Genomic DNA, 25,241 nt, shown 5'->3' on the forward strand with positions numbered 1-25,241 from the left:
CCTTTCATTCAAAACATCCGTTTTATTGTAGAGCAAGAAACGGGGAATGTCTCCGGCCATTTGGCTGGTCTAATTGCCCAGCCAAATGCTATCCTTTAAAAAAGGAGCTGAACATGAAGTGCACAGACAGCTGAACAGACATTCAGACATTCCGTTATACCAGCAAATCGAACAAATCATAAAAGAGAAGATTTTGCAGGGGGAATGGCCGGCCGGGACGAAAATCCCTTCCCAACGCAAGCTGGCCTCCATGTTTCAAGTGAATAGAAGCACGGTGACCGCGGCTCTTGACGAGCTGACAGCTCAAGGGTTTCTTGAAGGCAACCGGGGCGGAGGTACAAAGGTGGCCAATCAAACTTGGTCAGGATTGACGGCGGGGCCGCCGCTGGATTGGACGAGTTATGTACGATCGGGGATTCACCGCCCCAATTCAATGACGGTTCAGGAAATCAATAGGCAGGAGTTTGCAGAAGGCATCATCAGGCTCGGCACAGGTGAACTGGCACCTGAATTGCTGCCTTATCAACAGATGGAAAAGATTCTTCGCGGCGCCGCATCTGATAGGCTGATGCTCGGGTATGAAGAACCGAAAGGAAACCGCTATACAAGAGAGGTGCTGGCGGAGCATCTGAGCCGAAAGGGTGTACGTGTATCAGCCGATTCGATTCTGATCGTCTCCGGAGCACTTCAGGCGCTGCAGCTCATATCGATCGGCCTTTTGAAGCGGAGAGCCGTCGTGTTGACGGAAAAGCCGTCATACCTATACTCGCTGCACGTTTTTCAATCGATGGACATGCGGCTTTGCGGGCTTCCAATGGATGCCGGGGGATTAGACCCGTCCGTCATTCCGGCGGTAAAAAAACGGCATGGCGCCGATCTGTTGTACACGATTCCGTCATTTCACAATCCGACGGGCAAACTGATGTCCGAAGACCGGAAGCGCGAGCTGATTCAAATCAGCAAGCGGCTGTCGCTCCCTGTTATTGAAGATGATGCATACGGCGATTTGCAGCTTGACGGTCCGCCGTCATCGCCGCTGAAGGCCATGGACAGAGAAGGCAGCATTCTTTATGTCGGCACACTATCGAAAACCGTCAGCCCCGGCCTCCGCATCGGCTGGGTCGCAGGTCCGGAACCCGTCATCGAGAGGCTTGCCGATATTAAAATGCAGACAGACTACGGATCAAGTTCATTGTCGCAATGGGCGGCTGCAAAGTGGCTTTCTAGCGGGCTTTATGATGAAAATCTCAGCCGGGTCAAAGGCGAACTGAGACAAAGGCGGGATGAGGCGCTCCGGTGTCTTGAGACCTATTGCAGAGGAATCGCCCGCTGGGAAAAGCCCTCAGGCGGGTTTTACATTTGGGTCACATTTCTAAAACCGCTCTCGCTCAGCGCTTTGTTCGAACAAGCATTACAAAAAAACATCCTCATCAATCCGGGCACCCTCTACGATAAGGAAGCCAAATACAGCATCAGATTGTCCTATTCGTACGCCTCTTTAGAAGAACTTCGCTACAGCATTCAAACAATCGCAGAACTCGCCGGGAAACTCATGTGAGCCCCGGCTGTACCGGCTGCTGAAAAATCGATGTTCAGCAGCTGCCCCGCTTTACATTTCAGGCCTCAGGTTATTTAAAAACAGTCCATAAAATTCCATTAACATATCATTCAAGGAACTATTGATTCATATTAGCAGATGAATTTGCAGCAGAGGAAATCTTCATGTTGCCTCGTTATGAGAAACGTCCTATTTTTCTGAATCTTATTGACATGCCGGTGTCACAAAATATACACTTTTTTTGTCATTGAAAATGATAATCTTTATCAATTGGAGGAATGCTTTCTATGCCTGTACAAACGAGTTCTAAAAATCAAGTGTTTTTGGAGCAGCAAAATAGAAGAGAATCTAATGCGCGTTCATATCCGAGAAGATTTCCGCTTGCCATGCAAACAGCGGAAGGCGTCCTGGTGACTGATGCGGATGGAAAGCAATATTATGACTGCCTGGCAGGAGCGGGGACGCTTGCGCTTGGTCATAATCATCCAGTTGTGATTGAAGCGATTCAAAAAATGATTGATGAAAAACGCCCGCTGCACACCCTTGATATTACTTCGGAAATCAAAGAAGAGTTTGTCAACGAAGTATTTGCAAGCCTTCCTGAGGCGTTTGCCAAACGGGCGAAGATACAGTTTTGCGGCCCGACCGGCGGTGATGCGATCGAAGCCGCTCTCAAGCTTGTCAAAACGGCAACAGGGAAAAGAACCATCTTGTCGTTTCACGGCGCCTATCATGGAGCAACTCACGGAACGATGGCGCTGAGCGGGAATTTATCTCCTAAGGAAAACGTCCAGGGTCTCATGCCTGATGTGCATTTCCTGCCATATCCGTATGAATACCGCTGCCCGTTTGGAAGAGGAGGAGAGGCGAGCCACAAGCTGTCGAGCGCATATATCGAAAATATGCTGGATGATCCGGAAAGCGGAGTTTTACAGCCGGCAGGGATGATCTTTGAAGCCGTACAAGGAGAAGGAGGCTCAGTTCCGGCCCGGGCTGAATGGATAAGAGAGATGAGAAGGATCACAAAAGAACGCGGAATTCCTCTGATCATCGATGAAGTGCAGACCGGCATCGGCAGAACCGGAAAAATGTTTGCGTTCGAGCACGCCGGCATTATACCGGATGTCATCGTCCTTTCAAAAGCGATCGGCGGAAGCCTTCCTCTGTCTGTCGTCATCTATGATCAAGACCTTGATCAGTGGGGACCGGGGGCGCACATCGGCACATTCAGAGGGAACCAGATGGCGATGGCGGCCGGAAGTGCAACATTAAAATATATAAAAGAGCACGATGTACTATCACATGTAGAAAAAGTCGGTGCGAAGCTCATGCGGGAATTGCAAGACATTCAGGAACACGTTCCTGAAATCGGCGATGTCCGGGGACGAGGGCTGATGATCGGCGCCGAAATTGTCGCACCGCACAAAAAGCAAAACGCAAACGGCAGCTATCCGGCTGATGCGGAGCTTGCAAGCGTGATTCAAAGGAAATGCTTTGAAAAAGGACTGATCGTTGAAACTGGAGGCCGTCACGGAAGCGTGATCCGCTTCTTGCCGCCGCTCATCGTAACAGAGGCGCAAATCGACGATATCATCACGATCTTCAGAGAGGCCGTCTATGAAGCAGTCAAGTAAACAGAAAAACTTTGATTCCCTGTTCATGCACAACGGTGAACAGGGGATCAAAGCATACCGTGACGCGGTCGAGACCGCTGTAGAGACGCTGTGGGCCGATTGGAAGAACAAGACGAAGCCCTACAGCGGGAAGATGCCGAATGAATTGGATCTCGAAATCAAAAGATTGTTTTCGTTTCAGGAAGCGGGAGAACCGCTTGCGGATGTTCTCAAGGATCTGAAAGAAGCCTATTTGCCGCACCGGATTCATGTTGAAGATCCAAAATGCGCTGCACACCTTCACTGTCCGCCGCTGATCCCGGCGCTCGCTGCAGAGATGCTGATCAGCGTGCTGAATCAGTCGATGGATTCGTTTGACCAAAGCGGAGCGGCTTCATTAATCGAGGAAGAAATGGTGCGGTGGCTTTGCCGAAAGTTCGAGTACGGAAAGGGTGCTGACGGAACATTTACGAGCGGAGGCACACAGTCTAATTATATGGGGCTTCTGTTGGCCCGCGATGCTTTCTGCGAAAAGCAGTGGAACTGGAACGTACAGAAGGACGGCCTGCCGCCGGAAGCGAACAGGCTGCGGATCCTCTGTTCAAAGGATGCTCATTTTACAGTAAAAAAGTCGGCTTCCCAGCTCGGACTCGGCGAGCGCGCCGTCGTGCTCGTCGATACCGATGATGAAAAGCGGATGAGCCTTTACGATTTAAAGCGAAAAACCGCTATGCTGAAGGAATCGGGCTTACATCCATTTGCGATTGTTGCAACATGCGGTACGACGGACTTCGGAAGCATCGATCCGCTTTCTGAGCTTGCGGATGCCGCGCATGCTGGCGGGCTTTGGCTCCACGTTGATGCCGCGTATGGCGGTGCGTTGATTTTGAGCAGGACTCGCCGCTATAAATTAGCCGGGATCGACAGAGCCGACTCCATCAGCGTCGACTTCCACAAGCAGTTTTATCAGCCGGTCAGCTGCGGCGCTTTTCTTGTAAAAGACAGAAGGCATTTCCGCTTGATTGATTATCATGCCGATTATTTAAATCCTGAGGAGGATGAAGCGGAGGGAATCGTTCATCTCGTCAATAAATCGATTCAGACGACGAGGCGCTTTGACGCTTTAAAGCTGTTTGTCTCGCTCCGTGTGCTTGGAGAAGATACATTCGCCGAGATGATTGACTGGACATTCGCATTGGCTGAAGCGGCAGCGGAAAAAATCTCCGCAAGCGATCGGTTCGAACTGCTGAATCCGCACCCTGAACTGAACGCTGTCGTCTTCCGCTGCCTCGCCTCAGAAGATGGCGCGGAAAACGACCGTTTGAATAAATGTATCCACAGAGAATTGTTCAGAACGGGACAGGCGGTGATCGCCAAGACGGCAGCAGCTGGGAAAACGTATTTAAAATTCACGCTGCTGAATCCGCGGACGACACTTTCGGATCTTGACGACATTCTCGGCAGGATTCAAGAGCTGGCAAGTCTTTATACGAATAGCAGGAGGGTAACAAGATGAGTTCATTTAAAGAAATAGCAGAAAACGCCACGATTCAAAGCTTTTTAAATTGCTATTTGCGTGAAACCGGCATCAAAACCCGTGAGATCGCGGACGGCTCTCAAAAAACGCTGATTGTCCCGCTGAAGCGCCAGCAAATCGAGCTGATCGTTCCGATCAAGTACTGGTCGAAGACGGGAAGGCACCTTTTCTCATTTCCGCTTTACTATCAAACAACCCAAAACGGAAAGCAGCTTCCGCTCGACTATGTCACGCTCGTCTCCCTCGCTTCAAAAGAACTGCTTCTTCAGCAAAACCGCGGGAATGCCGAGGATGAATTCATGCTCAGAGTCATTTTGAGCTGCCGAAATATCAGCCGTTATGTTGAAGAACGGGCCGATGATCAAAATGAGCTTAGCCGCGCTGATTTTACGTTTATCGAAGCGGAGCAGTCGCTTTTGCTCGGCCATCTGATGCATCCGACGCCAAAAAGCAGGCAGGGGATGAAACCTGAAGAGGAGAACATTTTCTCACCTGAATTGAAAGGGGAGTTTCAGCTTCATTACTTTAAGGCGCATGCCTCGCTCGTTCTGCACGATTCAAGTACAGAAACAGAAGCGCCGCTAGTCATTCAAGAGGAATTGAAGAACGATTCGATGATTGACAACGCGTGGCTAGATGAGCAAACGGCCGATCCGGACTTTGCGCTTCTTCCCGCACACCCGCTCCAGGCGAGAGCCTTGCTGGCGGAGCCGTATGTTCAACAATTGATCGATCAAGGCCTCCTTACATATCTCGGTGCAAAAGGCCGGACGTTCACGGCGACATCTTCCGTCCGCACGGTTTACAGCAAGCACTCGCGCTATATGTACAAATTTTCGGTGCCGATCAAAATCACGAATTCGCTTCGTGTGAACAAGCAGAAAGAATTGGACAGAGGTGTTGAAATGGCCCGGCTGCTTCAGACAGAGCTCGGTCAAAGGTTGAAACAGGAGTTTCCGGGCTTTCGCGTCATTACAGATCCTGCCTACATCTCCATTCGGGGAGAGAACGGGGAGTCCGGCTTTGAAGTCGTGATCAGGGAGAATCCGTTTTATGAAGACGACCGTTCAGCATGTCTGATCGCCGGGCTGTGCCAGGATCACGCCTACGGGAAAGAGTCGCGGCTGTCTTCTGTCATCCGCGGACTGGCTTTAAAAGAAGGGCGGACGACGGAAGAAGTGAGCATCGATTGGTTTGACAAATACTTGTCCATTTCGCTTGAGCCTGTTTTATGGCTGTTTGAAACATACGGGCTGGCGATTGAAGCGCACCAGCAAAACGCCGTTATCCGCTTAAAAAACGGCTATCCGGAGACGTTTTACTACAGGGATAACCAAGGCTATTATTACAGCGAATCAAAAGCCGGGATTCTTTCCAATCTGATCGAAGGCTTAAGCAAAAGGAGCGAGACGATCTGCTCGGACAGCGTGGCTGTTGAGAGACTGCGCTATTATTTCTTCTTCAACCATCTGTTTGGGCTGGTGAACGGCTTTGGCTGCGAAGGGCTGATCCGGGAAGAAACGCTCCTGTCCATGATCAGAGAGCGGCTTGAAAAAGCGGAACAAATTTACGGCATCACTGAGTTGACGGACAGCCTGCTTCGTTTTTCGGAGCTTCCGTGCAAGGCCAATCTGCTGACGAGATTTTACGACATGGATGAGCTGACGGGCTCGCTTGAAACCCAGTCTCGCTATACGTCTGTCAACAATCCGCTTTTAAAGGAGGCGGCGGCTGTCCAATGAATGACAGGATCACATTTCAAAAAGCGGACTATGAAAGAGACGTATCGCTCGTCTACCGCTGGATGCAGGAGGAGCATGTCATCCCGTTTTGGCACTTAAACATGCCGTTTGCAAAATTTGAAGCCCATTTTCACAAGGCCATCACAGACCCTCACCAAACGCTGTACATCGGTTTTATTGACGGTGTGCCAATGAGCTACTGGGAGTCGTACTGGGTCAAGGGGGACGTCATTGAACACCACTATGACAATGAACCTTTTGACCAGGGCATCCATCTGTTGATCGGAGAAAAAGCGTATTTGGGAAAAGGTCTTGCCCTTCCGCTTTTAAAAGCGATGGTCAGCATGCAATTTGCCGAGTCTGAAACAAAAAAGGTCATCGCAGAGCCGGATATCCGCAATAAAAAAATGATTCATGTTTTTGAAAAATGCGGGTTTCGCCCTATTAAACCTGTGAACCTCCCTGATAAAACCGGATTATTGATGTTTTGCGAACGAGAACGTTTTTTTGAAAAGGAGAAAAAAGATGAACTCTACAAAGAGACCCACTGATGTTTATGATGTCATCGGTGTCGGCATCGGGCCGTTTAACCTCGGTCTTGCCGCATTGACTGATTCCGTGCCTGAGATCAATGCGCTGTTTTTTGAACGGAACGAAAGCTTTAACTGGCATCCCGGCATGCTGATCGAAGGGACGACACTGCAGGTGCCGTTTTTGGCCGACTTGGTGAGCATGGCCGATGTGACAAGCAAATACAGCTTTTTAAACTATCTCCAGCAGCATAACCGTCTGTATTCTTTTTATTTTCTGGAAGACTTTCATATTCCGAGAAAGGAATACAACCACTACTGCCGCTGGGTGGCAGAACAGCTCGACTCGTGCCGCTTCGGGATGAATGTCGAAAGCATTGCACTTATTGAATCGAACCCGGATCCGCTTTTTAAGGTGCGGGTCGCGAATCGGGAAAATGGCGGGGAAGCCGTATATTACGCGAAGCATATTGCGCTCGGCATTGGGACGGGCCCGCACGTTCCCGAAACGCTCTCAGACGCTTTGGGGGGCTCGGTGTTCCATTCAGCCGAGTACTTAAAGAGAAAGCCTGGTGGATTTAAAGGGAAAAGGGTGGCCGTCGTCGGCTCCGGGCAAAGCGCAGCCGAGGTGTTTTATGACCTGGTCGGTGAAGATGAAGCTGAGCATGTCAGCTGGCTCACCCGCTCAAAAGGCTTCTTCCCGATGGAATATTCGAACCTCGGTCTCGAATATTTTTCGCCTGACTATATCGATTTTTTCTATCAGCTTCCGCAGTGGAAAAAAGATGAATTGCTGAAACAGCAGGATCTTCTTTATAAAGGAATCAGCGCGAAGACGATCAGCGATATTTATCATCTGCTGTATGAGCGGACCTGCGGAGGGCGGGAAGCGGCTTTTGATCTTCAGTCCATGACAGAAGTCGAGCAGATCGAACAGCATGGGGAAACGCTGATTCTACACTGCACAAACCGGGTAAATGAAGACCGGTTTCAGCGGCAGGCAGATATGGTCGTCCTGGCGACGGGCTATAAAGAGAGGCTGCCGGAATGTCTGGCACCTGTTGACAGCCTGATTGAAAAGGACGCGAGCGGGCGCTATGTCATTACGCGCGACTACAGGCTGGTGACAGCTGCAACATCAAAAAACCATATTTTTGTTCAAAACGGAGAGCTGCACACACACGGTGTCGGTGCACCTGACCTGGGACTCGGCGCTTACCGGAACTCGGTGATCATCAATCAGCTAGCCGGGAGAGAAGTATACAACGTCAGCCATAAAACGGTCTTCCAGACATTCGGAACAGGAATCGCGGAAAAAACAGCTGTGCCAAACGGCTAATAAAGGAGGCATTTTCATGTTGTTTCAAGACGAATTAAAGAGGGTCCTCAATCCGGACAGGTGGAGAGAAGTCAATCGGCGATTACTGGCGAAGATGCTTTCTGAATATATGTATGAGGATATCATCAAGCCCGATTTCATTGAAACTGAAGACGGCATCAACCGGTATGAGCTGAGAACGGCGGAGGATAAGGTTTACCGGTTTGCCGCCAAACCCCGCATGTTTGACAGTTTTGACGCGGTGCCGGAGACGATTGAAGTCTTTAGGGGAGGACAATGGACAAAACACGTGAGCGCGATTGAATTTCTTCTGGATATCCAGCCGCATATCCCGATGAGCCCGGAAACAGCGGGGCATTTGATCAAGGAGTTCAACCATACGATGCTGGCGGATGCCCACCTTTTGGCAAAGGATGCACTTACGGCTGACGAGCTGGCCGAAGCCGATTATGCCGTGATTGAAGGCGAGATGACAGGCCATCCGTGGATCGTCTATAACAAAGGAAGAATCGGTTTTGGCTATGATGACTACCTCAGGTTTGCACCGGAAAATCAGAGAGCCGAACGGCTGCTGTGGATCGCTGTTCACAAAGAGACCGCGTCATTCCACTCGGTTGAAGGGCTCGATTATGAAACGCTGATTCACAAAGAGCTTGATGAGCTGACGTTAAGGCAATTCGCTAAAGTCATAGAAAAGCAGGGCGCAGCCAGTGAAGACTATTATTATCTGCCCGTTCATGAATGGCAGTGGACAAATACGATCATTCAGCAGTTTCCAGAAGAAATTGCTTCAAAAGCGATCATTCCTTTAGGGGAAGGCGGAGACGAGTACCTGCCGCAGCAATCGATCAGAACCTTTACAAACATCACAAACAAACACAAGCATCATATTAAACTGCCGATGAGCATTTTAAATACGCTTGTATACAGAGGACTGCCGTCGGAACGGACGGTGATCGCCCCGAGAATTACTGAGCATATTAAAGGGATCGCCGAAAACGACGCATTTCTAAAAGACGAATGCGGGGTGATCCTGCCAGGCGAAAATGCCAGTCTGAACGTTGATCATCAATACTATCAAGCTCTTGAAAAAGCCCCGTATCAATATTTGGAAATGCTCGGCGCTATTTTCAGAGAAAGCATTTATACGTATTTGGAAGATGGAGAGCAGCCTGTGACGCTCGCTTCTTTAACATACATTGATCAAGACGGCGTGCCGTTTATCAGGCGCCTGATCAAAAAGTCGGGGCTGTCAGCGGAGGAGTGGATCGGAAAGCTGTTTAACACCGTGATGCCGCCGCTTCTGCATTTCATGTACCGCTACGGAACCGTATTTTCGCCGCACGGACAAAATACGATTCTCGTCTTAAAAGATCATCAGCCGTACAGGCTGGCGATTAAAGATTTTGTTGATGATGTCAATATCAGCGACCAGCCGCTTCCTGAACTGAGCGGTTTGACAGAAGATTTAAAAGCCGTTCTCAGAAGCGAGCCGCCGGAAGGGCTTGTGCAATTTATCTTTACAGGGCTTTTCATTTGCCATTTGCGCTATGTGGCCAACATTTTGGAAAATGACGGTCTGCTTCCTGAAAAGCGTCTGTGGAAAGCTTTGGCTGATGCGATTTTGGATTATCAGCAGAGATTCCCGGAACTGCGTGAGCGCTTCGAATTGTTCGACTTATTCAAGCCGGAATTGACGAAGCTCTGCCTCAACAGAAACCGGATGGTCGACTACGGCTACAAGGACGGCGATGACCGCCCGCACGCCTCCGAATTCGGAAAAGTGACAAACGCGCTTGCGCAATTTAAAAAAGAGGCCGCAAAGCTGTAAAGCTCATGCGACCGAGAATGCCCCGCTTCCGGCGGGGTTTTTTATGCCAATTTCTTATACATCAAAATATGAGGTCCGATCGGCGGTATGTCGTAGATCCCGCCTTGTTCGCTGAAGCCGAGCTTTTCATAGTAGCCGCTCACAGATATCCTGGCGTTGCACCATAAAAGGTCCGCGCCTTTTTTTCGAAGAAGCTCTTCGGCATGGCGGATAAGCGTACTTCCCGCTTTTTGCTCGCGGTACCCTTCAAGCGTCGCCATCCCTCTCAGCTGATACTGTTTTTGGCCTTCAAGCTCTGAATGTTCGGCATTATGAAAGGAAGCGATGCTGATCAGCTTGCCCCGGTAATATCCACCGAGGTGAAACGTACCCCCGAGCAAATCGGTTTCATACATACATGCTTCAAGCGGCTGATTCGGCCGGAGAATGCGGTGCCTGATCTCATACGTATCTTCCGCGTTTATTGGTTTGACTTCAATCATATGATTCCTCCTTCAGTTGCAGATCAGATGAGGGCGATCGATTTTCAGCATGCTGCTATAAATCATGACTGTCATTCTATTATATATAACGCTGGCGGAAACGATCAAAGCAGAATGATCATCATCACCTGATCTGCCTTTAAAGAATCATTTCCCCCGGGAGGCGGTCCCTAATCCCTATATCGTAAATGGCGGAATATATCGTCCATCCACATCGGTAAACTGATACTCTTTGGCTAAATCACCAACTCTTAACGCACGTCCGCTTTTCTCCATCACATCCGGATCTTTAGCCAATGCTGTGATTCCGCGTCCGACATAATAAGGCGTTTCGGTTCTCCTTAAATCTTCTGACTCCTGCCAATGCGCCTCATCTGATTCATGGTGTTTCAGCACAAGTTCGGTTCTCATAAATCCCGGCGAAACGGCAAGAACGGCAATATTGTCCCGTTTTAATTCCAATGAAAGTCCGTACGCCATGCGGACGATTGCATTCTTGGCTAAATCGTAATAAAACTGTCCGGTATACTTGTTCTCATCCCAGAAGGTCGTGTGAATGATAAGAGCTTGGTTATTTTCGCGAAGGAGCGGCACGGCGAAGTGGTTCGTCGCAAGCTGGGCACGCACCCCTGCGGTAAACATCGTATCCCAATTTTTCAATGACAATTCCCAAAAAGGCTTTGCCTCGACACCCAAATCGTGCGCACCCCACACATTGTTGATCAAAATATCCAGTTTTCCTTGTTCTTCGCGAATTTTAGCGATGACAGCCTCTGTTTCTGAATCGTTCGTATGATCACATCTTACAGCTATACCCTTTCCGCCGGCAGCTTCAATTTGTGACACGGTGTCATCAATTGTACCGGGCCATTGATTCGTGGAAGCCCCCCTGATGCTGCGGCCTGTTATATAAACAGTTGCACCGGCTTTTCCAAGTTCTGCAGCAATGGCGCGGCCGGCGCCTCTGCTTCCGCCTGTTACGAGAGCGATTTTTCCTTTCAGCGGTTTCATTCATCCCATTCCTTTCAACATAAAAGATATGTTGATTATAAAAGATGAATCTTGACAACCATTGTCATATTTTATTAAATAAATTCATTCATTGATAAAAAAGGTGGTCATATGAGAGGGGATCGACTGATATCTATTCTTTTAATGCTTCAGGCACAAGGACAAATGACGGCGAAAGAATTAGCGGAAAGGCTGGAGGTCTCTGAGCGGACGATTTACAGGGATATGGAGGCTTTAAGCGGAGCGGGGATTCCCGTTGTGGCCGAACGCGGCATAAACGGAGGCTGGTCATTGCTTGATGATTACCAAACCACTTTAACCGGCTTAAAAGAATCTGAAATACGCGCATTATTTGTCCCGCTTTCTGAACAATTGCTTGACGATCTCGGATTAACCCGCATATCCGAAGAAGCCCGAAATAAACTGATAGCCTCGCTGCCTTCGGTATATCGTCAAAACGCAAAAGATGTATGGAACCGAATATATATTGATACCCGTTCATGGCGTCATAAGAAAGAAAAAGCAGTATCCTTTGAAGTGCTGAAAGATGCCATATGGAAAGATCGAAAATTAAACATCGTCTATCAGCGGGCAGACGGACAAACGGCTGCTCGTATTGTAGCGCCGCTTGGACTGGTGGCTAAAGGGTCAAACTGGTATCTGATTGCATCTAAAGAAAATGGGGAGATTCGAAATTACAGGGCTTCACGGATTCAATCTGCCATTCCTGTTCGTGAAACATTTGAAAGGCCCGAAAACTTTGATCTTGCTCACGTATGGCAGTCTTCAACAAAGGAATTTATCGAAAAGTTACCGACGTATGAAGTGCGGGTGAAGGCGGCGCAGGCCATCTTGCCGAGGCTGTCGTTTACCAATCATTTTGTGCGGATCATCGAAACAAATGAGATCGATCAGGAGGGCTGGGTACCCGTTACATTATCTTTTGATACGGAAGATGAAGCAAAAAGGTATATACTCGGATTCGCAGAGCACATGAGGATTATTGAGCCTAAAGAACTGCACGGAAAGATACTTAAAATGGCTGAATCTATTGTTGCTCATTATAAATCGTGAAATATTCGCGGCATATTTACGAACATACATGATAAACCCTGCCGGCCGCAAACGGCAGGCAGGGTCGTTTATTAATGAACATTGAAATATCTGGCTTCCGGATGGGAGACAACGATCGCTGATACGGAAGCTTCGGGCTCCATCATAAAGCCTTCTGTTAAGTGAACGCCGATTCCTTCGGGCTGAATGAGTCTGAAGAGCTTTTCCTGATCTTCGAGATTCGGACAGGCCGGGTATCCGAAGGAATAGCGCTGTCCCTGGTATTTCGCCTGAAAACGCTGTTCCATCGTGAAGTCGGGTGCATCAGGGAAGCCCCAGCGGTCGCGGATAACCTGGTGCGTCCGTTCGGCGAGCCCTTCGGCCAGCTCAAGAGCGAGCGCTTGTACCGCATGGCTTTTCAAGTAGTCGCCTTCCTCTTTAAAGCGGTTGGCGGCTGCTCTTACATGCCTGCCCGCCGTCACGGCAAAGAACGAGACATAATCAAGCTCTCCTTTCGGTCGGACGTAATCGGAAATACAGCGGTACGGAAGTTTTTCCTGCCTTGGAAAAACAAACGTTTCAAGGATGCTGTCTTTATTACCGGGGTCTAAAATATGGAGCGAATCCCCGTCGCTGTACGCAGGGAAAAATTGATAGACGACCGCGGGATCGAACCAGCCTTGTTCTTTTCCGTCTCTCAGCAACTCGTCAATCAGCTCTTTCAGTTCCAGTGCTTTCGGATGCTGTTCAGCCAGGAGTTTTTTGACTTTTCCTTTCAAGCCGAGGTGATGGCCGAGCAGCATTTGTTCATTGACATACGGCACGATATAGGAAAGGTCGATGTTTTTTAAATAGTGCCGCTTCAAGTCTTCCGGCTGAAAGACCGGGGCTTTCGGAACGTGCGCCCGTTTTTCAAGCATTTCAATCACAGCTTTCGTCTGCTTCTTTTCTGCGACGGCGGCGGGTGCAGCCGTTTCTTTTTTCTCGAGAAACTGCGACGGGTTCGTCCGCAGCTGATTGGCGAGCGATAAGCCGTCCATGGCGTCCTTCGCATATAAAACCGGTCCTTTATATTCAGGCGAAATTTTCATGTTCGTGAATTTTCTTGAAAGCGCGGCTCCGCCGACCATGATCGGGATGGAAATATCCGCTTTGTCGAGGTCCTGCGCCGTAACGACCATTTGCTGAGCCGATTTGACGAGCAGGCCGGACAGACCGATGATGTCGGGATTCTCTTTGCGGATCGCTTCAATTAACTCCTGCGGTGTCACTTTAATCCCAAGATCGACGACCTTGTAGCCGTTGTTGCTTAAAATGATGTCGACTAAGTTTTTACCGATATCATGGACATCGCCTTTAACGGTTGCCAAAATGATCTTTCCTTTGCCGCTGTCGTCTTTCTTTTCCATATATTGTTCGAGAAAGGAAACGGCAGCTTTCATGACCTCTGCCGACTGCAGCACTTCAGCGACGATCAGTTCATTGTTGTTAAACAGCCGTCCGACCTCTGCCATGCCGTCCATGAGCGGACCGTTGATCACGTCGAGCGGGGTGTTGAATTTTTTCAACGCTTGTTCGAGATCGGGAATCAAGCCTTCTTTCGTACCCTCGATGACGTACTCAGCCAAGCGCTCTTCCAGGGAAAGGGACGTTTTTGGCTGTTTGTCCGCTTTTTTCTTTCCTCGGTAGAAGTCAGTGAAGGATGCGAGCGTTTTGTCATCAGTGTGAAACAGAAGTTTTTCAGCCATTTCGACTTCTTCTTTGGGAATGGAAGCGAACCGCTCAAGCTTTTCCGTATTGACGATCGCGTAATCGAGCCCAGCCTGTGTTGCGTGGTACAAGAATACAGCATTTAAGATTTCCCGGCCGACGGGCGGAAGACCGAATGAGACGTTGCTGACGCCGAGAATCGTTAAACATTCAGGGAGCCGCTCTTTGATGAGGCGGATGCCTTCGATCGTTTCTTTAGCTGAGCCGATGTATTGTTCATCACCCGTTCCGACCGGGAAGACGAGCGGATCAAAGATGATATCGCTGGCTGGTATTCCGTATTTTTCGGTGAGCAGCTGATGCGACCGGACTGCGACGGCCAGCTTCTTTTCCGCGGTGACCGCCATTCCTTCTTCATCGATCGTTCCGACGACGAGCGCGCCTCCGAACTGTTTGACGAACGGCAGGATGTCAGTGAACCGTTCTTCGCCGTCTTCAAGGTTGATCGAATTGATGATCGCTTTTCCCTGTGAGTATTTCAGCGCCTTTTCGATTACCGTTTTGTCTGTCGAGTCAATGACAAAAGGGGCTTTTACTTTTTTCATCGCTTCTTTTAAGAACCCTTCCATATCTTCCGCTTCATCGCGGTCCGGATCTGCGAGGCAGATGTCGATGACATGGGCGCCGTTTTTCACTTGGGCTCTCGCGATTTCGGATGCTTCCTCAAATTTTTGTTCGGCGATCAGCCGCTTGAATTTTCTCGATCCGATGACATTTGTCCTTTCCCCGACAAAAAGGGGACGCATCGTTTCTTCATAAATTAATCCGTCGATTCCTGAGACGGTGTGCGGCTTTGCTCCCGAAGGGACAGTCCGCGGCGGCAGTGAGGCTACTTCATCGGCCAGCGCTTCAATATGGGCGGGCGTCGTTCCGCAGCAGCCGCCGACAATGTTCAACCAGCCTTCTTCAGCAAACGCCTTGATTTTTTTCGCCAGCGATTGCGGTGATTCATGGTATTGCCCCTCCTCATCGGGGAGGCCGGCATTCGGATAGCAGCTGACGGCCGTCCTCGCAAGGGATGATAGGGTTCTAATGTGATCTGTCATAAATTCCGGGCCCGTCGCGCAATTTAAACCGACGCTGACCGGCTTCATATGCTCGAGGGAGATATAGAACGATTCGATATCCTGGCCGGCCAGTGTCGTGCCCATCGGTTCGATCGTGCCTGACACCATGAGCGGAAGAGTTTTGCCGGTTTTTTCGAAGGCTTGTCTGATGCCGATAAAACCGGCTTTAACGTTCAGCATATCCTGGCTCGTTTCGAGCAGCAAGAGGTCGGCTCCCCCCGTGATCAGCGCGCTTGCCTGTTCTTCATAGTTATCGATCAGCTCGTCAAAGGTTGTGCCGCCGGTGACGGAAAGGGTTTTTGTCGTCGGACCCATCGCACCGGCGACAAACCTTGGCCATTCAGGTGTTGAAAATTTTTCGGCGGCCGCTTTGGCGAGTTTGACTGAAGCGAGGTTGACTTCATAGGCGCGATGTCCGAGGTCGTACTCGTCCAGAACGAGCCGGGTGGCTCCGAACGTATTGGTCTCGATGATATCGGCTTTAGCGGCGAGATAGGCTTCGTGGATACCCTGAATGACATGGGGCGCCGTGATGCTTAGAAATTCATTGCACCCTTCATATGCCTCGCCTCCGAAGTCTGCGGCGGACAAACCGGCGTCCTGGATCATCGTTCCCATCGCACCGTCAAGGACGAGGATTTTTTTCTTCAGCTGGTCATTGATGTTAGACATTTGTCTTCTCCTTTTCTTTCTGGTGGATATATGCCGTCAGCTCGGCTGTTAAATCAGACCGCAAAAACGGTGTGATCAGATAAATGCCGTTGAACAGGTCGCGCGCTGCATCAAGCAGGGAGCGGGCGATCGCGAGCCCTTCCTCGGCCTGTTTTTGTTTGTCGTTTCCTGCCAGCGCCATCTTTTCGCGGATTGAATCGGACAGCTTGATGCCGGGGATTTCGTTGTGGATGAATTCCGCATTACGGCTGCTGGTCAGCGGCATGACGCCGATATAGATCGGTGTTTCAAGATGCCGCGTTTCCTCGTGGATTTTGATGAGCTGCTCCTCTGAATAGACGGGCTGAGAAATGAAATAGTCTGCGCCGCAGGCGATTTTTTTCTCAAGCCGTTTCACCGCTTTGTCAATGTGTCTGACATTCGGATTGAAGGCGGCCGCCACTGAGAAATTCGTTTTCTTGCCGAGCGGTTTACCCGAATAGGACAAGCCTTCGTTAAACTGCTTGATCAGGCTGATCAAATCGAACGATGTCAGGTCATAGACGGAAGTCGCTCCCGGAAAGTCGCCGATCTTCGACGGATCGCCGGTAATCGCCAGCACGTCTGACAGCCCCAGAGTATCGAGCCCCATTAAATGGGACTGCAGGCCGATCAGGTTGCGGTCTCTGCATGTGATATGGATCAGCGACCTCATATCGAGGCGCTGTTTTAAGAGCGCGCCGCAGGCGACATTGCTGATCCTCGGTGTTGCAAGCGAGTTGTCCGCCAATGTCAGTGCATCGATTCCGGCTGATTTAAGCTCCTCTGCGGCGTGCAAAAATTTCTCGAAGTTTAATTGTTTTGGAGGATCGAGCTCGACGATAATGGACCGTTTCTGCTTGGCCAGATCGTCAAGAGCGGGCTCTGTCCTTTCGTTTTGAACGGCAAGCGCCGCTTTCTTTCTGATTTTCACGCGTTTTTCGGTGACTGGAGGAAGCCCCTTGACCGCCTCAGCCATCGCTCTGATGTGGTTCGGCGTCGTTCCGCAGCAGCCGCCGATGATCCGTGCGCCTTGATTGCGGAATTCCTCCGCGCTTTCCCTGAAATATTCATCATCCGTCTCATAAACAAGCCTGCCTTCGACAAGGGATGGGAGGCTGCTGTTCGGATAGACGGAAAGATAGGCGTCTTCTAAAAGCGGGACTTCTTCAAGCGCTCTGATCATATGATAAGGGCCGAGGCGGCAGTTGATGCCGACGACGTCTGCGCCGAGTGATGCCAGCTGCTTCAGACCGTCTGCAAGCGGGGTTCCGTCCTGAAGAACGCCCTCTTCGTGCATCGAGACATTCAAAATGATCGGCAGCTCCGTTTCCTTTCTGGCAATCTTTAAAACTTCGCGCGCTTCTTCTAAATCATAATAGGTTTCGAGCAGAAGTCCGTCCGGCTGCTCATTTAACAGAAGATAGAGCTGTTCGCGGAAGCTTCTTTTAATGTCCTCGAGAGAATACGAGTTTTTGTTGAACGTCCGGATACCGCCGAGCGTACCGAGAACATAAGCAGAGCCGGCGGCGGAGCGGGCGAGACGGACCGCTTTTTCATTGATTTGTTTTGTTTCGTCTTCGAGTCCGTATCTGGACAGCTTGATGAAGTTTGCGCCGTACGTGTTCGTTTGAATGATGTCGGCACCGGCCTGTACATACGCTTCGTGGACGCGTCTCACTTCTTCGGGCTTGGAGATGTTCAGTTCCTCAAAACACCTGTCGATCCCATAGGAATACAGAAGCGTGCCCATTGCGCCGTCAGCGATTAACGTTTTGCTTTTTATATCCTCCAAAAAACCCATCGTTTTCCCCCTTAATCATTCTTGATAAACAAAAAAGTCTTCTGTGAAGCAGAAGACTTTTCATCGACATTTGTCCGTCTTCTTATCTTCCAAGCAGACTGCTTGCTGGATTTAGCACCTTGGTCATGAATATTCATTCACCGGTTGCTGAGGCTTCATCGGGCCAGTCCCTCTGCCTCTCTTGATAAGAACAGCTATTTAGTTTCTATTGATTACTTTTACTCAATTTACCGAAAATCGGGGGAATAATCAACAGTAAATTAAGAATTTATCGAAAATTTATAAATTGGACATCAATCGGTAGGTCGGCTTCCCTCACCATCGCGATGATTTGCTGAAGGTCGTCTTTATTTTTTCCGGTTACGCGGACTTGATCATCCTGCACTTGCGATTTAACTTTCAGACCTGATTTTTTTATCAGGTTATTGATTTTCTTTGCGTTTTCTTTATCGATGCCCTGAACTAACTTTCCGCGCTGTCTGACCGTGCCGCCTGAAGCGTTCTCAAGCTTTGAGTATTCGATGTTTTTCGTCGGGACGTTCCGCTTGATCAGTTTGCCGACAAGCACGTCTTTCAGCTGGTTCATTTTAAATTCGTCGTCTGATACGAGAACGAGCTCGTCTCCTTCGAGTGTGATGCTGCTTTTTGACCCTTTGAAATCATAGCGTGTGCCGATTTCCTTGAGAGCGGTCTGGATTGCGTTTTGAACTTCAGGCAGTTCAACCTTTGAGACGATATCAAATGAGCTTTCTTTCGCCATGTTAAAACCTCCATCCATTTTACTTATGAGTCAATTATAGTAGAATAAGGTGAAACTTCCAATATCGAGCGGTTTTGCCTGGCCGCGATCTGGCAATAATTTGAACATTGGAGGAATAATAAGAAAAAGAAAAACAGGCGGATAAGAAAGGAAGAAGCAGTATGAAACCAGGACAGCAGCTAACATTGAAAATAGATCATAAAGCCGATTACGGTTACTTTTTGACGGACGGCGATATGGCGGTCCTTCTGCATCAGAGCGAGATCACCGAGGATATCGAAGACAGAGAAGAGGTCGATGTCTTTTTGTATGTCGATCATGAAGATCGTTTGGCGGCTACGATGAGAAAGCCGATCATCAGCGCTGAACAGTACGGCTGGGTGGAAGTCGTTGATGCCGTCAGCGGAATGGGGGTTTTCGTCGATGTCGGGCTCTCGAAAGACGCCCTCGTCGCGACAGAGCATCTCCCGCCGTATGAATCAGTATGGCCGCAAAAAGGGGACAGGCTGTACTGTATGCTGAAAATCACGGGGCACGGAAGGATGTTTGCCAAACCGGCGCCGGAGGACAAGATCAGCGAGCTGTTTACCGAAGCTTCACCCGACCTGATGAATAAAGAACTCACCGGGACGATCTACCGCTTGATCGCATCAGGCTCTTTTATGATTTCTGAAGCCGGAATCAGAGGCTTCATCCATTCTTCTGAGCGAAAGGAAGAGCCGAGGCTCGGCGAAAAGCTGACCGCAAGGGTGATCAAAGTAAAAGAAGACGGTTCTGTTAATCTGTCGCTTCTGCCGAGAAAGCAGGATGCCTTGTCGGTTGATGCGGAACAAATTCTGACTTATATGAGAACGAGAAACGGCGCGATGCCGTTCTGGGATAAAAGCGACCCGGAGGATATTAAAGAGCGCTTCAACATGAGCAAAGCAGCATTTAAAAGGGCGCTCGGCCATCTGATGAAACAGGATAAAGTTTATCAGGAAGAGGGCTGGACGTACGAGAAAAAATAATCATGAGGCGGCGTTCCGATGCGGACGCCGCCGGTTTTTACAGGTGATGAGGCTTCTTTGATCCCTGGTGTTTACCGGCTTGTCTGTTGTTTTCGGCGAGCCGGTTTTTCTGCTGGTTGACGGCGTTATTGTCAACCGGCTTTTTATCATTATCTTTCATGAGGAAGCACCTCCCGTCAAAATGTCGCTTTTAGCTTGCTCACTGCCGGCGAAACTATGTACTCTACCAATCGCAATGTTTTTTGCCGGGAAGTTTATGCCTTCTTGTTCAGTCAGCATACACATATCATAAGACCCAATAAAAGGAGACTTGGTATGAAACATTGCTGCTCAGTTTACATTCATCGTGTTTCATCAGGAGGGGTCGTCAATTTCGGCGGTGCGTTCAAAATTTGTCCGATCACAATGGAAAAAGTGGTCGAGGGGTCTGGAGGCCCTGATGTCGCGACGGCGGCTGCCGGCTTTCTTGATGGAGCGCTTACACCGGCCGCTGATGAAAGAACAGTCACCGAAGATAGCTGACGAAGAAGGCCTGCTTTTATCAAGCAGGCCTCTGTCTTACCTTATCTTTTGTCTTTCCCCGGAAAAAAGACCGCCAATGTTCCGGGTCCGGAATGGGCGCCGACTGCTGAACCGACCATGTTGACGACGATTTCCCCCGGCTGAAATTCGGCTTCGATCATCCGTTTGACTTCTTCTGCCGTCTCTTCGTCATCTCCGTGGCTGATGCCGACGGTCTGGCCGCTCAAATCGACGCTTCTTTCTTTCATCAATTCGATCATCCGTCTGAGCAGCTTCTTTTTGCCCCGGATTTTTTCCAGGGGGACAAGCTTGCCGTCTTCAACATGCAAAAGCGGTTTAATATTCAGCAAACCGCCGACAAATGCCGATGCTTTGCTGATTCTTCCGCCTCTTGCCAAATAAGTCAGGTCATCAACGGTAAAAATATGTTCAAGATGTTCGCAAAAGTCCTTTACAGACGATTCAATTTCTTGTATTGTATTGCCGTTAGTTGCGAGTTTAAGGGCGTGCTTGACCGCGAGCCCATAGCCTAATGAAGCGCATTTTGAGTCGATGATCCGCAGATCGAAATCAGGGAACTCTTCCTTGACTTCGTTTGCCGCCATCACAGCCGTCTGGTATGTTCCGGAAAGCTCTGAAGAAAAGGCGATATAGAGAGCGGGTTTGTTTTCGTTGGCCAGCTCGCTGAATGCATTCTTGAACCGCATCATGGACGGCTGGGACGTTTTCGGCGCTTTGCCTTCGCGCATCGCTTCATAAACGTCCAGAGGCTGAATCGTCAGAAGATCATCGTATTCTTTTTCATCAAGCAGCACCCTTAACGGAATAAATGAGATGCGATGTTCATCATAAAAAGATTTCGGCAAATCTGCCGCACTGTCTGCTAAAAGGTGAACGTTCATTTGAACCCCTTCTTTCTAAAAAATGGTTAAAAAAGGACAACAAGCTGTCCTTCGGCATACTTCGTTTTTTAGGTCAACTATATCATATATTTTTACATTGACGTTTTCAAAATATTGTTTTAAGGGTAAACCAAATATATACGAAAGTAGCGGAGGAACTAAATATGGTCATAGCGGAAGCAAAAAAATTGTTCATTGTCATCATCGGCGCCTTGTTAAATGCCATCGGATTGAATCTGTTTCTGATTCCTGCCGATGTTTACGCCAGCGGTTTTACGGGGGTGGCGCAGCTTTTATCGAGTGCGCTTGACCAGTACAGCCCGATTTATTTTTCAACGGGGACGCTATTGTTTATTTTAAACATTCCCGTCGGGATTCTAGGCTGGCTGAAGGTCGGGCGCTCATTTACGGTTTACAGCATTTTGAGCGTGGCTTTGACGACGGTCTTTTTAGGGATGCTCCCTGAGGCGAGCCTGTCAAACGATATTTTGCTCAATGCCGTGTTCGGCGGGGTGATCGCCGCGGTCGGAATCGGCCTGACCCTTAAATACGGGGCTTCAACGGGCGGTTTGGATATCATTGCGATGATCCTGGCGAAGTGGAAAGACAAACCGGTCGGCACCTATTTCTTTATTTTAAACGGTGCGATCATTTTAACAGCAGGATTATTGAACGGGTGGGAGAAAGCATTATATACGCTCGTTACACTATATGTGACAACCAGGGTGATTGATGCCATCCACACCCGCCACGCCAAGCTCACCGTTATGATTGTCACAAAGAAAGCGGAGGAGATCAAAGAAGCCATTTACGGAAAGATGGTCCGCGGAATTACAACCGTTCCGGCGAAAGGCGCCTTTACGAATGAACAGAAAGAAATGATGATGATTGTCATCACAAGGTATGAATTGTACGACTTGGAAAAAATTATTAATGAAGTTGATCCAAAAGCTTTCACAAACGTCGTACAGACAACACAGGTTTTAGGGTTTTTCCGCAAAGATTAATGAAAGGGTGAATGAATGCGGCTGATTTCCATGATTGTGATGCTGCTGTTTGTCAGTGGATGCGGGCAAAACGGGGATCAAGTCCCCGATAAGGAGGTATCAGGGGAAGTGGATAACGGGAGTGTGACATTGACGGTTGAACCCGTCCAGAAGCAGGGAGAAATCGAATTTCGAATGTCGGTTGTGAACCATACGGATGATACGGCAGAGTTTGAATTCAGCAGCGGACAGAAATTTGAGCTGATCGTCAGCGACAAAGAAGGGAATGAAAGGTACCGCTACTCGAAAGGAAAAATGTTTACACAGGCGTTCCAAACGATGACGCTTAATCCGAAAGAATCTTACGATTTTACTGATGTATGGAAAGAGGTGCCTGAACCCGGCACATATGAAGTCAACGTGACATTTTTGGGAAGGTCGGAACAGTTTGCAACTTTGAGGGCCGGCAAAACGTTTGAAGTGAAATAGCCATCAAAAAAGGCATCCCGGGAAGGATGCTTTTTTTTTGTATTCTGTCAGGCAGAAGGATTGGCGGCTGACTGAACACCGCTGCCATCCATCCTGTGACCGTTAATATTGATCCCCGTTGAAAATAGAATTTTTAACGATGACGTAGTCTACGTTGCGGATCGCATCGAGCTTGTTTCCTCCCGCATAAGAAATGGACGACTGCAGATCCTGTTCCATTTCCGTCAGCGTATCCATGAGCGCCCCTTTATGCTCCACGTACATTTTTTTGCCTTCGACATTTTTCTTTTCGCCTTTTTGGTACTCAGAAGCCGAACCAAAATATTCTTTGTAGAGCTTGCCGTCTTTTTCGATGGTTGCTCCAGGCGATTCTTCGTGTCCGGCAAACAGCGAACCGATCATGACCATCGTTGCCCCGAATCTGACCGATTTGGCAATGTCCCCGTGGGTGCGGATGCCGCCGTCTGCAATGATCGGCTTGCTCGCCGCTTTTGCACACCAGCGCAGCGCAGCCAGCTGCCATCCGCCCGTTCCAAAACCGGTTTTGATTTTTGTAATGCAGACTTTTCCGGGACCGATGCCGACTTTTGTAGCGTCGGCTCCGGCGTTTTCAAGTTCTCTGACAGCTTCAGGCGTTCCGACATTTCCTGCGATCACGAAGCTGTCCGGAAGATGTTTTTTTATGTGCTGAATCATGTTGACGACGGCGTTCGAGTGACCGTGGGCGATATCGATCGTGATGTACTCAGGTGTGAGATTCTCTCTCGTTAACTCTTCGATAAATGCGTATTCTTCATCTTTAACTCCGACGCTGATTGAAGAAAACAAACCGCGCGCCTTCATGTCTTTAATAAAATCGATCCGTGTTTCCGGCTCAAAGCGGTGCATCACATAAAAGTAACCGTTTTCCGCTAATGAAACAGCCAGCGCTTCATCTATAATGGTCTGCATATTGGCCGGCACCACAGGCAGTTTAAATGTCCTTCCGCCAAACTGCACGGATGTATCACATTCAGAACGGCTCTTGACGATGCACTTTGCAGGAATTAGCTGAATATCTTCGTAATCAAACACGTTTTCCAATATAAAAACCCCCAAAAACGAATATTTATTTATTGTTGATATAAAATGTTCGCCTTTTATAATGTACTTCCTTTTGCTTCCGATGTCAAATTTTTATGCTTTGAAAGCAGAAAAATAAAAAAGGAGCCGTGCCGATGGCACAGACTCCTTTCCGGCTGTCAAAAAAGCCGGTGGGTGTTTATGATAGTTGATCTAGCTGCTCCTGAAGATTGTGAAGCTGGCGCCGTTCGGCATCAGTTGAATTGGCAAATGCTGAGGAAAGGGCGTTTTTGGCTCTTGCAACAGCTTTCGCCTTTTCGCCTGAATCCGCCGAAGCTTCAGCTTCATGTACGGCTGCTTTGGCCATTTGAAACAGTTCGTTTCTCATGTTACAGCCCTCCGCATTCCGTCGGGCCGCTCTTCTGTTCAGCCTCTTCTAATGTGGAGCGGTAAGGGAACCTGGCGGCATGCTGTTTAAGCGAATCCTTGCCTTGCTGAATAAACCGTTTTGATTTGCTGCGTTTACCCATCTTGAATTCCCCCTTAACACGAGTGACGGTCCGATGCGGCCGTCTTCTCATAGTATTGCCGTTTTGAAAAGCCGTTTATGAATGGCAAATTATAAAATTATAAAGCGAAGTAATCCTTTAAAAAGACTGCGATACCGTCTTCTTCGTTCGATTTTGTGACCTTGTTTGCAACGCTTTTTACGCCTTCGATGCCGTTGCCCATCGCCACGCCGCAGCCTGCGAACTCGAGCATTTCAAGGTCGTTGTCTTCATCGCCGAAGGCAATCACCCGCTCAGGCGGTATCCCGTAGTAGTCCGTGATTTTCTCTAAGCCGAACGCTTTATTGATGCCGCTTTTAATCAGTTCGATCACATGCCACGGGGCCGCCCATCTTCTATGGTCGACCATTTCCGCGTGAACGTCTGACAGGTAGGAGCGGATCGCCGGAACATCCTCTTCTTTTGCGTGAATCAGTACGCTTGTCACATCCTGGCCGAGGTTTGTTCTTAAATCTCCGACTGTAATATTCGGGCTGCCCATCGTAAAGACATCAATCAGTTTTTCGTCATGATAATGAAAATAAACATCATCGACAATTTCAGCAAGGATATTATGTACGTTGTACGTCTCGCTGACTTCAATGATCTGTTTGACCACCTCGAGATCAAGAGATGTATGGAAGCGTCCCCAGCTTTGATCTTTAGGATGATGGACAAACGCCCCGTTGAAATTGACGATCGGCGTATCAAGCTGGAGCTGATCATAATACATGGAGCTTGCTCTGAACGGTCTTCCCGTAGAAATGCACACGTAATGTCCATCTTCCCGCAGCTTGCGGATGACTTCGCTGGAGCTTTCCGAGATGGTCTTGTCGTCTTTTAATAATGTACCGTCTAAGTCCAATGCAATTAAATATGGTTTTGTCTCCATAAATGCTCCTTTATTGTGAATTTGAAAGTTCTGACTTACCTAT

General features: G+C 48.9%; 23 protein-coding genes and 1 riboswitch. Of the genes, 12 read left to right on the top strand and 11 right to left on the bottom strand.

From position 1 onward, the window contains the following. Window positions 1-85: 85 nt before the first annotated feature. The 7 genes from MKX80_RS06275 (at window position 86) to MKX80_RS06305 (ending at window position 10,150) form a co-directional block, all read left to right on the top strand. Window positions 86-1,558: a PLP-dependent aminotransferase family protein gene (locus MKX80_RS06275; RefSeq protein WP_154994133.1), complete on the top strand. Its 1,473-nt coding sequence runs from the start codon at window positions 86-88 to the stop codon at window positions 1,556-1,558. Between the two features lie 287 nt (window positions 1,559-1,845). Then, window positions 1,846-3,192, top strand: a complete 1,347-nt coding sequence (locus MKX80_RS06280; protein ID WP_154994119.1) for an aspartate aminotransferase family protein — start codon at window positions 1,846-1,848, stop codon at window positions 3,190-3,192. Next, on the top strand, window positions 3,176-4,687 hold the full coding sequence (locus MKX80_RS06285) for an aspartate aminotransferase family protein (RefSeq protein ID WP_268323922.1): 1,512 nt from the start codon (window positions 3,176-3,178) through the stop codon (window positions 4,685-4,687). Before MKX80_RS06280 ends, MKX80_RS06285 begins: the two co-directional genes overlap by 17 nt. Next, window positions 4,684-6,450, top strand: a complete 1,767-nt coding sequence (locus tag MKX80_RS06290) for an IucA/IucC family protein (RefSeq protein ID WP_268327852.1) — start codon at window positions 4,684-4,686, stop codon at window positions 6,448-6,450. The genes MKX80_RS06285 and MKX80_RS06290 overlap by 4 nt, the downstream gene beginning before the upstream one ends. Beyond that, window positions 6,447-7,001 carry a GNAT family N-acetyltransferase gene (locus MKX80_RS06295; protein ID WP_268298478.1) on the top strand — a complete coding sequence of 185 codons (555 nt, stop codon included), beginning with the start codon at window positions 6,447-6,449 and terminating at the stop codon, window positions 6,999-7,001. The genes MKX80_RS06290 and MKX80_RS06295 overlap by 4 nt, the downstream gene beginning before the upstream one ends. Beyond that, a complete protein-coding gene (locus MKX80_RS06300) occupies window positions 6,976-8,319 on the top strand; it encodes a lysine N(6)-hydroxylase/L-ornithine N(5)-oxygenase family protein (RefSeq protein WP_268342563.1) in 1,344 nt (447 codons plus the stop codon). The genes MKX80_RS06295 and MKX80_RS06300 overlap by 26 nt, the downstream gene beginning before the upstream one ends. Before the next feature lie 16 nt (window positions 8,320-8,335). Then, entirely contained in the window at window positions 8,336-10,150 is a 1,815-nt protein-coding gene (locus tag MKX80_RS06305) for an IucA/IucC family siderophore biosynthesis protein (protein WP_234112854.1), read from the top strand. A gap of 41 nt (window positions 10,151-10,191) precedes the next feature. Here the strand turns inward: MKX80_RS06305 and MKX80_RS06310 are convergent, their stop codons facing one another. Together MKX80_RS06310 and MKX80_RS06315 are read right to left on the bottom strand one after the other, a co-directional pair. Beyond that, complete coding sequence (locus MKX80_RS06310; RefSeq protein ID WP_154996692.1) at window positions 10,192-10,632, bottom strand: GNAT family N-acetyltransferase; 441 nt, start codon at window positions 10,630-10,632, stop codon at window positions 10,192-10,194. Between the two features lie 177 nt (window positions 10,633-10,809). Next, a complete protein-coding gene (locus MKX80_RS06315; RefSeq protein WP_154996694.1) occupies window positions 10,810-11,643 on the bottom strand; it encodes a dehydrogenase/reductase SDR family member 1 in 834 nt (277 codons plus the stop codon). A gap of 111 nt (window positions 11,644-11,754) precedes the next feature. On the opposite strand from MKX80_RS06315, the gene MKX80_RS06320 reads away from it, so the two are divergent. Beyond that, window positions 11,755-12,717: a YafY family protein gene (locus MKX80_RS06320; RefSeq protein ID WP_268313664.1), complete on the top strand. Its 963-nt coding sequence runs from the start codon at window positions 11,755-11,757 to the stop codon at window positions 12,715-12,717. Window positions 12,718-12,788: 71 nt separating this feature from the next. Here the strand turns inward: MKX80_RS06320 and metH are convergent, their stop codons facing one another. The 3 genes from metH to MKX80_RS06335 all read right to left on the bottom strand — a co-directional run bounded on the left by metH (window position 12,789) and on the right by MKX80_RS06335 (window position 18,787). Beyond that, window positions 12,789-16,205 carry a methionine synthase gene (gene metH / locus MKX80_RS06325; RefSeq protein WP_268323919.1) on the bottom strand — a complete coding sequence of 1,139 codons (3,417 nt, stop codon included), beginning with the start codon at window positions 16,203-16,205 and terminating at the stop codon, window positions 12,789-12,791. Further along, window positions 16,198-18,027: a bifunctional homocysteine S-methyltransferase/methylenetetrahydrofolate reductase gene (locus tag MKX80_RS06330; protein WP_268342565.1), complete on the bottom strand. Its 1,830-nt coding sequence runs from the start codon at window positions 18,025-18,027 to the stop codon at window positions 16,198-16,200. Before MKX80_RS06330 ends, metH begins: the two co-directional genes overlap by 8 nt. Window positions 18,028-18,106: 79 nt before the next feature. Further along, window positions 18,107-18,218: riboswitch (SAM riboswitch) on the bottom strand. Between the two features lie 77 nt (window positions 18,219-18,295). Continuing rightward, window positions 18,296-18,787 (bottom strand): YajQ family cyclic di-GMP-binding protein, encoded by a 492-nt coding sequence (locus tag MKX80_RS06335; RefSeq protein ID WP_003180528.1) that lies wholly within the window; start codon window positions 18,785-18,787, stop codon window positions 18,296-18,298. A gap of 161 nt (window positions 18,788-18,948) precedes the next feature. On the opposite strand from MKX80_RS06335, the gene MKX80_RS06340 reads away from it, so the two are divergent. Further along, complete coding sequence (locus tag MKX80_RS06340; protein WP_268332788.1) at window positions 18,949-19,797, top strand: S1 RNA-binding domain-containing protein; 849 nt, start codon at window positions 18,949-18,951, stop codon at window positions 19,795-19,797. A 37-nt stretch (window positions 19,798-19,834) separates the two neighbouring features. Here MKX80_RS06340 and MKX80_RS06345 read toward each other — a convergent pair whose 3' ends face one another. Next, window positions 19,835-19,957 (bottom strand): DUF3941 domain-containing protein, encoded by a 123-nt coding sequence (locus MKX80_RS06345; RefSeq protein ID WP_268298471.1) that lies wholly within the window; start codon window positions 19,955-19,957, stop codon window positions 19,835-19,837. 155 nt (window positions 19,958-20,112) lie between these two features. On the opposite strand from MKX80_RS06345, the gene MKX80_RS06350 reads away from it, so the two are divergent. Then, window positions 20,113-20,319 carry a spore germination protein gene (locus tag MKX80_RS06350; protein ID WP_154998006.1) on the top strand — a complete coding sequence of 69 codons (207 nt, stop codon included), beginning with the start codon at window positions 20,113-20,115 and terminating at the stop codon, window positions 20,317-20,319. Between the two features lie 41 nt (window positions 20,320-20,360). Here the strand turns inward: MKX80_RS06350 and MKX80_RS06355 are convergent, their stop codons facing one another. Continuing rightward, window positions 20,361-21,221: a DegV family protein gene (locus tag MKX80_RS06355; protein ID WP_154998003.1), complete on the bottom strand. Its 861-nt coding sequence runs from the start codon at window positions 21,219-21,221 to the stop codon at window positions 20,361-20,363. A 164-nt stretch (window positions 21,222-21,385) separates the two neighbouring features. Between MKX80_RS06355 and MKX80_RS06360 the strand changes: the two genes are divergently transcribed. Beyond that, a complete protein-coding gene (locus MKX80_RS06360; protein ID WP_043925589.1) occupies window positions 21,386-22,228 on the top strand; it encodes a YitT family protein in 843 nt (280 codons plus the stop codon). Between the two features lie 15 nt (window positions 22,229-22,243). Beyond that, a complete protein-coding gene (locus MKX80_RS06365; RefSeq protein ID WP_154998001.1) occupies window positions 22,244-22,696 on the top strand; it encodes a BsuPI-related putative proteinase inhibitor in 453 nt (150 codons plus the stop codon). Between the two features lie 102 nt (window positions 22,697-22,798). Here MKX80_RS06365 and guaC read toward each other — a convergent pair whose 3' ends face one another. The 4 genes from guaC to MKX80_RS06385 all read right to left on the bottom strand — a co-directional run bounded on the left by guaC (window position 22,799) and on the right by MKX80_RS06385 (window position 25,198). After that, window positions 22,799-23,779, bottom strand: a complete 981-nt coding sequence (gene guaC, locus MKX80_RS06370; protein WP_154998000.1) for a GMP reductase — start codon at window positions 23,777-23,779, stop codon at window positions 22,799-22,801. A gap of 178 nt (window positions 23,780-23,957) precedes the next feature. Next, window positions 23,958-24,146 (bottom strand): DUF3813 domain-containing protein, encoded by a 189-nt coding sequence (locus tag MKX80_RS06375; protein WP_043925592.1) that lies wholly within the window; start codon window positions 24,144-24,146, stop codon window positions 23,958-23,960. 1 nt (window position 24,147) lies between these two features. Then, a complete protein-coding gene (locus tag MKX80_RS06380; RefSeq protein WP_003180548.1) occupies window positions 24,148-24,288 on the bottom strand; it encodes a hypothetical protein in 141 nt (46 codons plus the stop codon). Between the two features lie 97 nt (window positions 24,289-24,385). Beyond that, window positions 24,386-25,198, bottom strand: coding sequence for a Cof-type HAD-IIB family hydrolase (locus tag MKX80_RS06385; RefSeq protein ID WP_154997999.1), 813 nt, complete (start codon window positions 25,196-25,198; stop codon window positions 24,386-24,388). Window positions 25,199-25,241 lie beyond the last annotated feature (43 nt).

It is taken from the genome of Bacillus sp. FSL K6-0972, from assembly GCF_037976035.1.
In the GTDB taxonomy this organism is placed as follows: domain Bacteria; phylum Bacillota; class Bacilli; order Bacillales; family Bacillaceae; genus Bacillus; species Bacillus haynesii.

Bases quoted from the DNA above. Each gene is read 5' to 3' on its own strand.
- MKX80_RS06350 (WP_154998006.1), top strand. From the start codon at position 20,113: ATGAAACATTGCTGCTCAGTTTACATTCATCGTGTTTCATCAGGAGGG.
- MKX80_RS06360 (WP_043925589.1), top strand. From the start codon at position 21,386: ATGGTCATAGCGGAAGCAAAAAAATTGTTCATTGTCATCATCGGCGCC.
- MKX80_RS06295 (WP_268298478.1), top strand. From the start codon at position 6,447: ATGAATGACAGGATCACATTTCAAAAAGCGGACTATGAAAGAGACGTA.
- MKX80_RS06300 (WP_268342563.1), top strand. From the start codon at position 6,976: ATGAACTCTACAAAGAGACCCACTGATGTTTATGATGTCATCGGTGTC.
- metH (WP_268323919.1), bottom strand. From the start codon at position 16,205: ATGTCTAACATCAATGACCAGCTGAAGAAAAAAATCCTCGTCCTTGAC.
- MKX80_RS06320 (WP_268313664.1), top strand. From the start codon at position 11,755: ATGAGAGGGGATCGACTGATATCTATTCTTTTAATGCTTCAGGCACAA.
- MKX80_RS06355 (WP_154998003.1), bottom strand. From the start codon at position 21,221: ATGAACGTTCACCTTTTAGCAGACAGTGCGGCAGATTTGCCGAAATCT.
- MKX80_RS06305 (WP_234112854.1), top strand. From the start codon at position 8,336: ATGTTGTTTCAAGACGAATTAAAGAGGGTCCTCAATCCGGACAGGTGG.
- MKX80_RS06335 (WP_003180528.1), bottom strand. From the start codon at position 18,787: ATGGCGAAAGAAAGCTCATTTGATATCGTCTCAAAGGTTGAACTGCCT.
- MKX80_RS06310 (WP_154996692.1), bottom strand. From the start codon at position 10,632: ATGATTGAAGTCAAACCAATAAACGCGGAAGATACGTATGAGATCAGG.
- MKX80_RS06280 (WP_154994119.1), top strand. From the start codon at position 1,846: ATGCCTGTACAAACGAGTTCTAAAAATCAAGTGTTTTTGGAGCAGCAA.
- MKX80_RS06285 (WP_268323922.1), top strand. From the start codon at position 3,176: ATGAAGCAGTCAAGTAAACAGAAAAACTTTGATTCCCTGTTCATGCAC.
- MKX80_RS06275 (WP_154994133.1), top strand. From the start codon at position 86: ATGCTATCCTTTAAAAAAGGAGCTGAACATGAAGTGCACAGACAGCTG.
- MKX80_RS06365 (WP_154998001.1), top strand. From the start codon at position 22,244: ATGCGGCTGATTTCCATGATTGTGATGCTGCTGTTTGTCAGTGGATGC.
- MKX80_RS06330 (WP_268342565.1), bottom strand. From the start codon at position 18,027: ATGGGTTTTTTGGAGGATATAAAAAGCAAAACGTTAATCGCTGACGGC.
- MKX80_RS06380 (WP_003180548.1), bottom strand. From the start codon at position 24,288: ATGGGTAAACGCAGCAAATCAAAACGGTTTATTCAGCAAGGCAAGGAT.
- MKX80_RS06340 (WP_268332788.1), top strand. From the start codon at position 18,949: ATGAAACCAGGACAGCAGCTAACATTGAAAATAGATCATAAAGCCGAT.
- MKX80_RS06345 (WP_268298471.1), bottom strand. From the start codon at position 19,957: ATGAAAGATAATGATAAAAAGCCGGTTGACAATAACGCCGTCAACCAG.
- MKX80_RS06315 (WP_154996694.1), bottom strand. From the start codon at position 11,643: ATGAAACCGCTGAAAGGAAAAATCGCTCTCGTAACAGGCGGAAGCAGA.
- MKX80_RS06385 (WP_154997999.1), bottom strand. From the start codon at position 25,198: ATGGAGACAAAACCATATTTAATTGCATTGGACTTAGACGGTACATTA.
- MKX80_RS06290 (WP_268327852.1), top strand. From the start codon at position 4,684: ATGAGTTCATTTAAAGAAATAGCAGAAAACGCCACGATTCAAAGCTTT.
- MKX80_RS06375 (WP_043925592.1), bottom strand. From the start codon at position 24,146: ATGAGAAACGAACTGTTTCAAATGGCCAAAGCAGCCGTACATGAAGCT.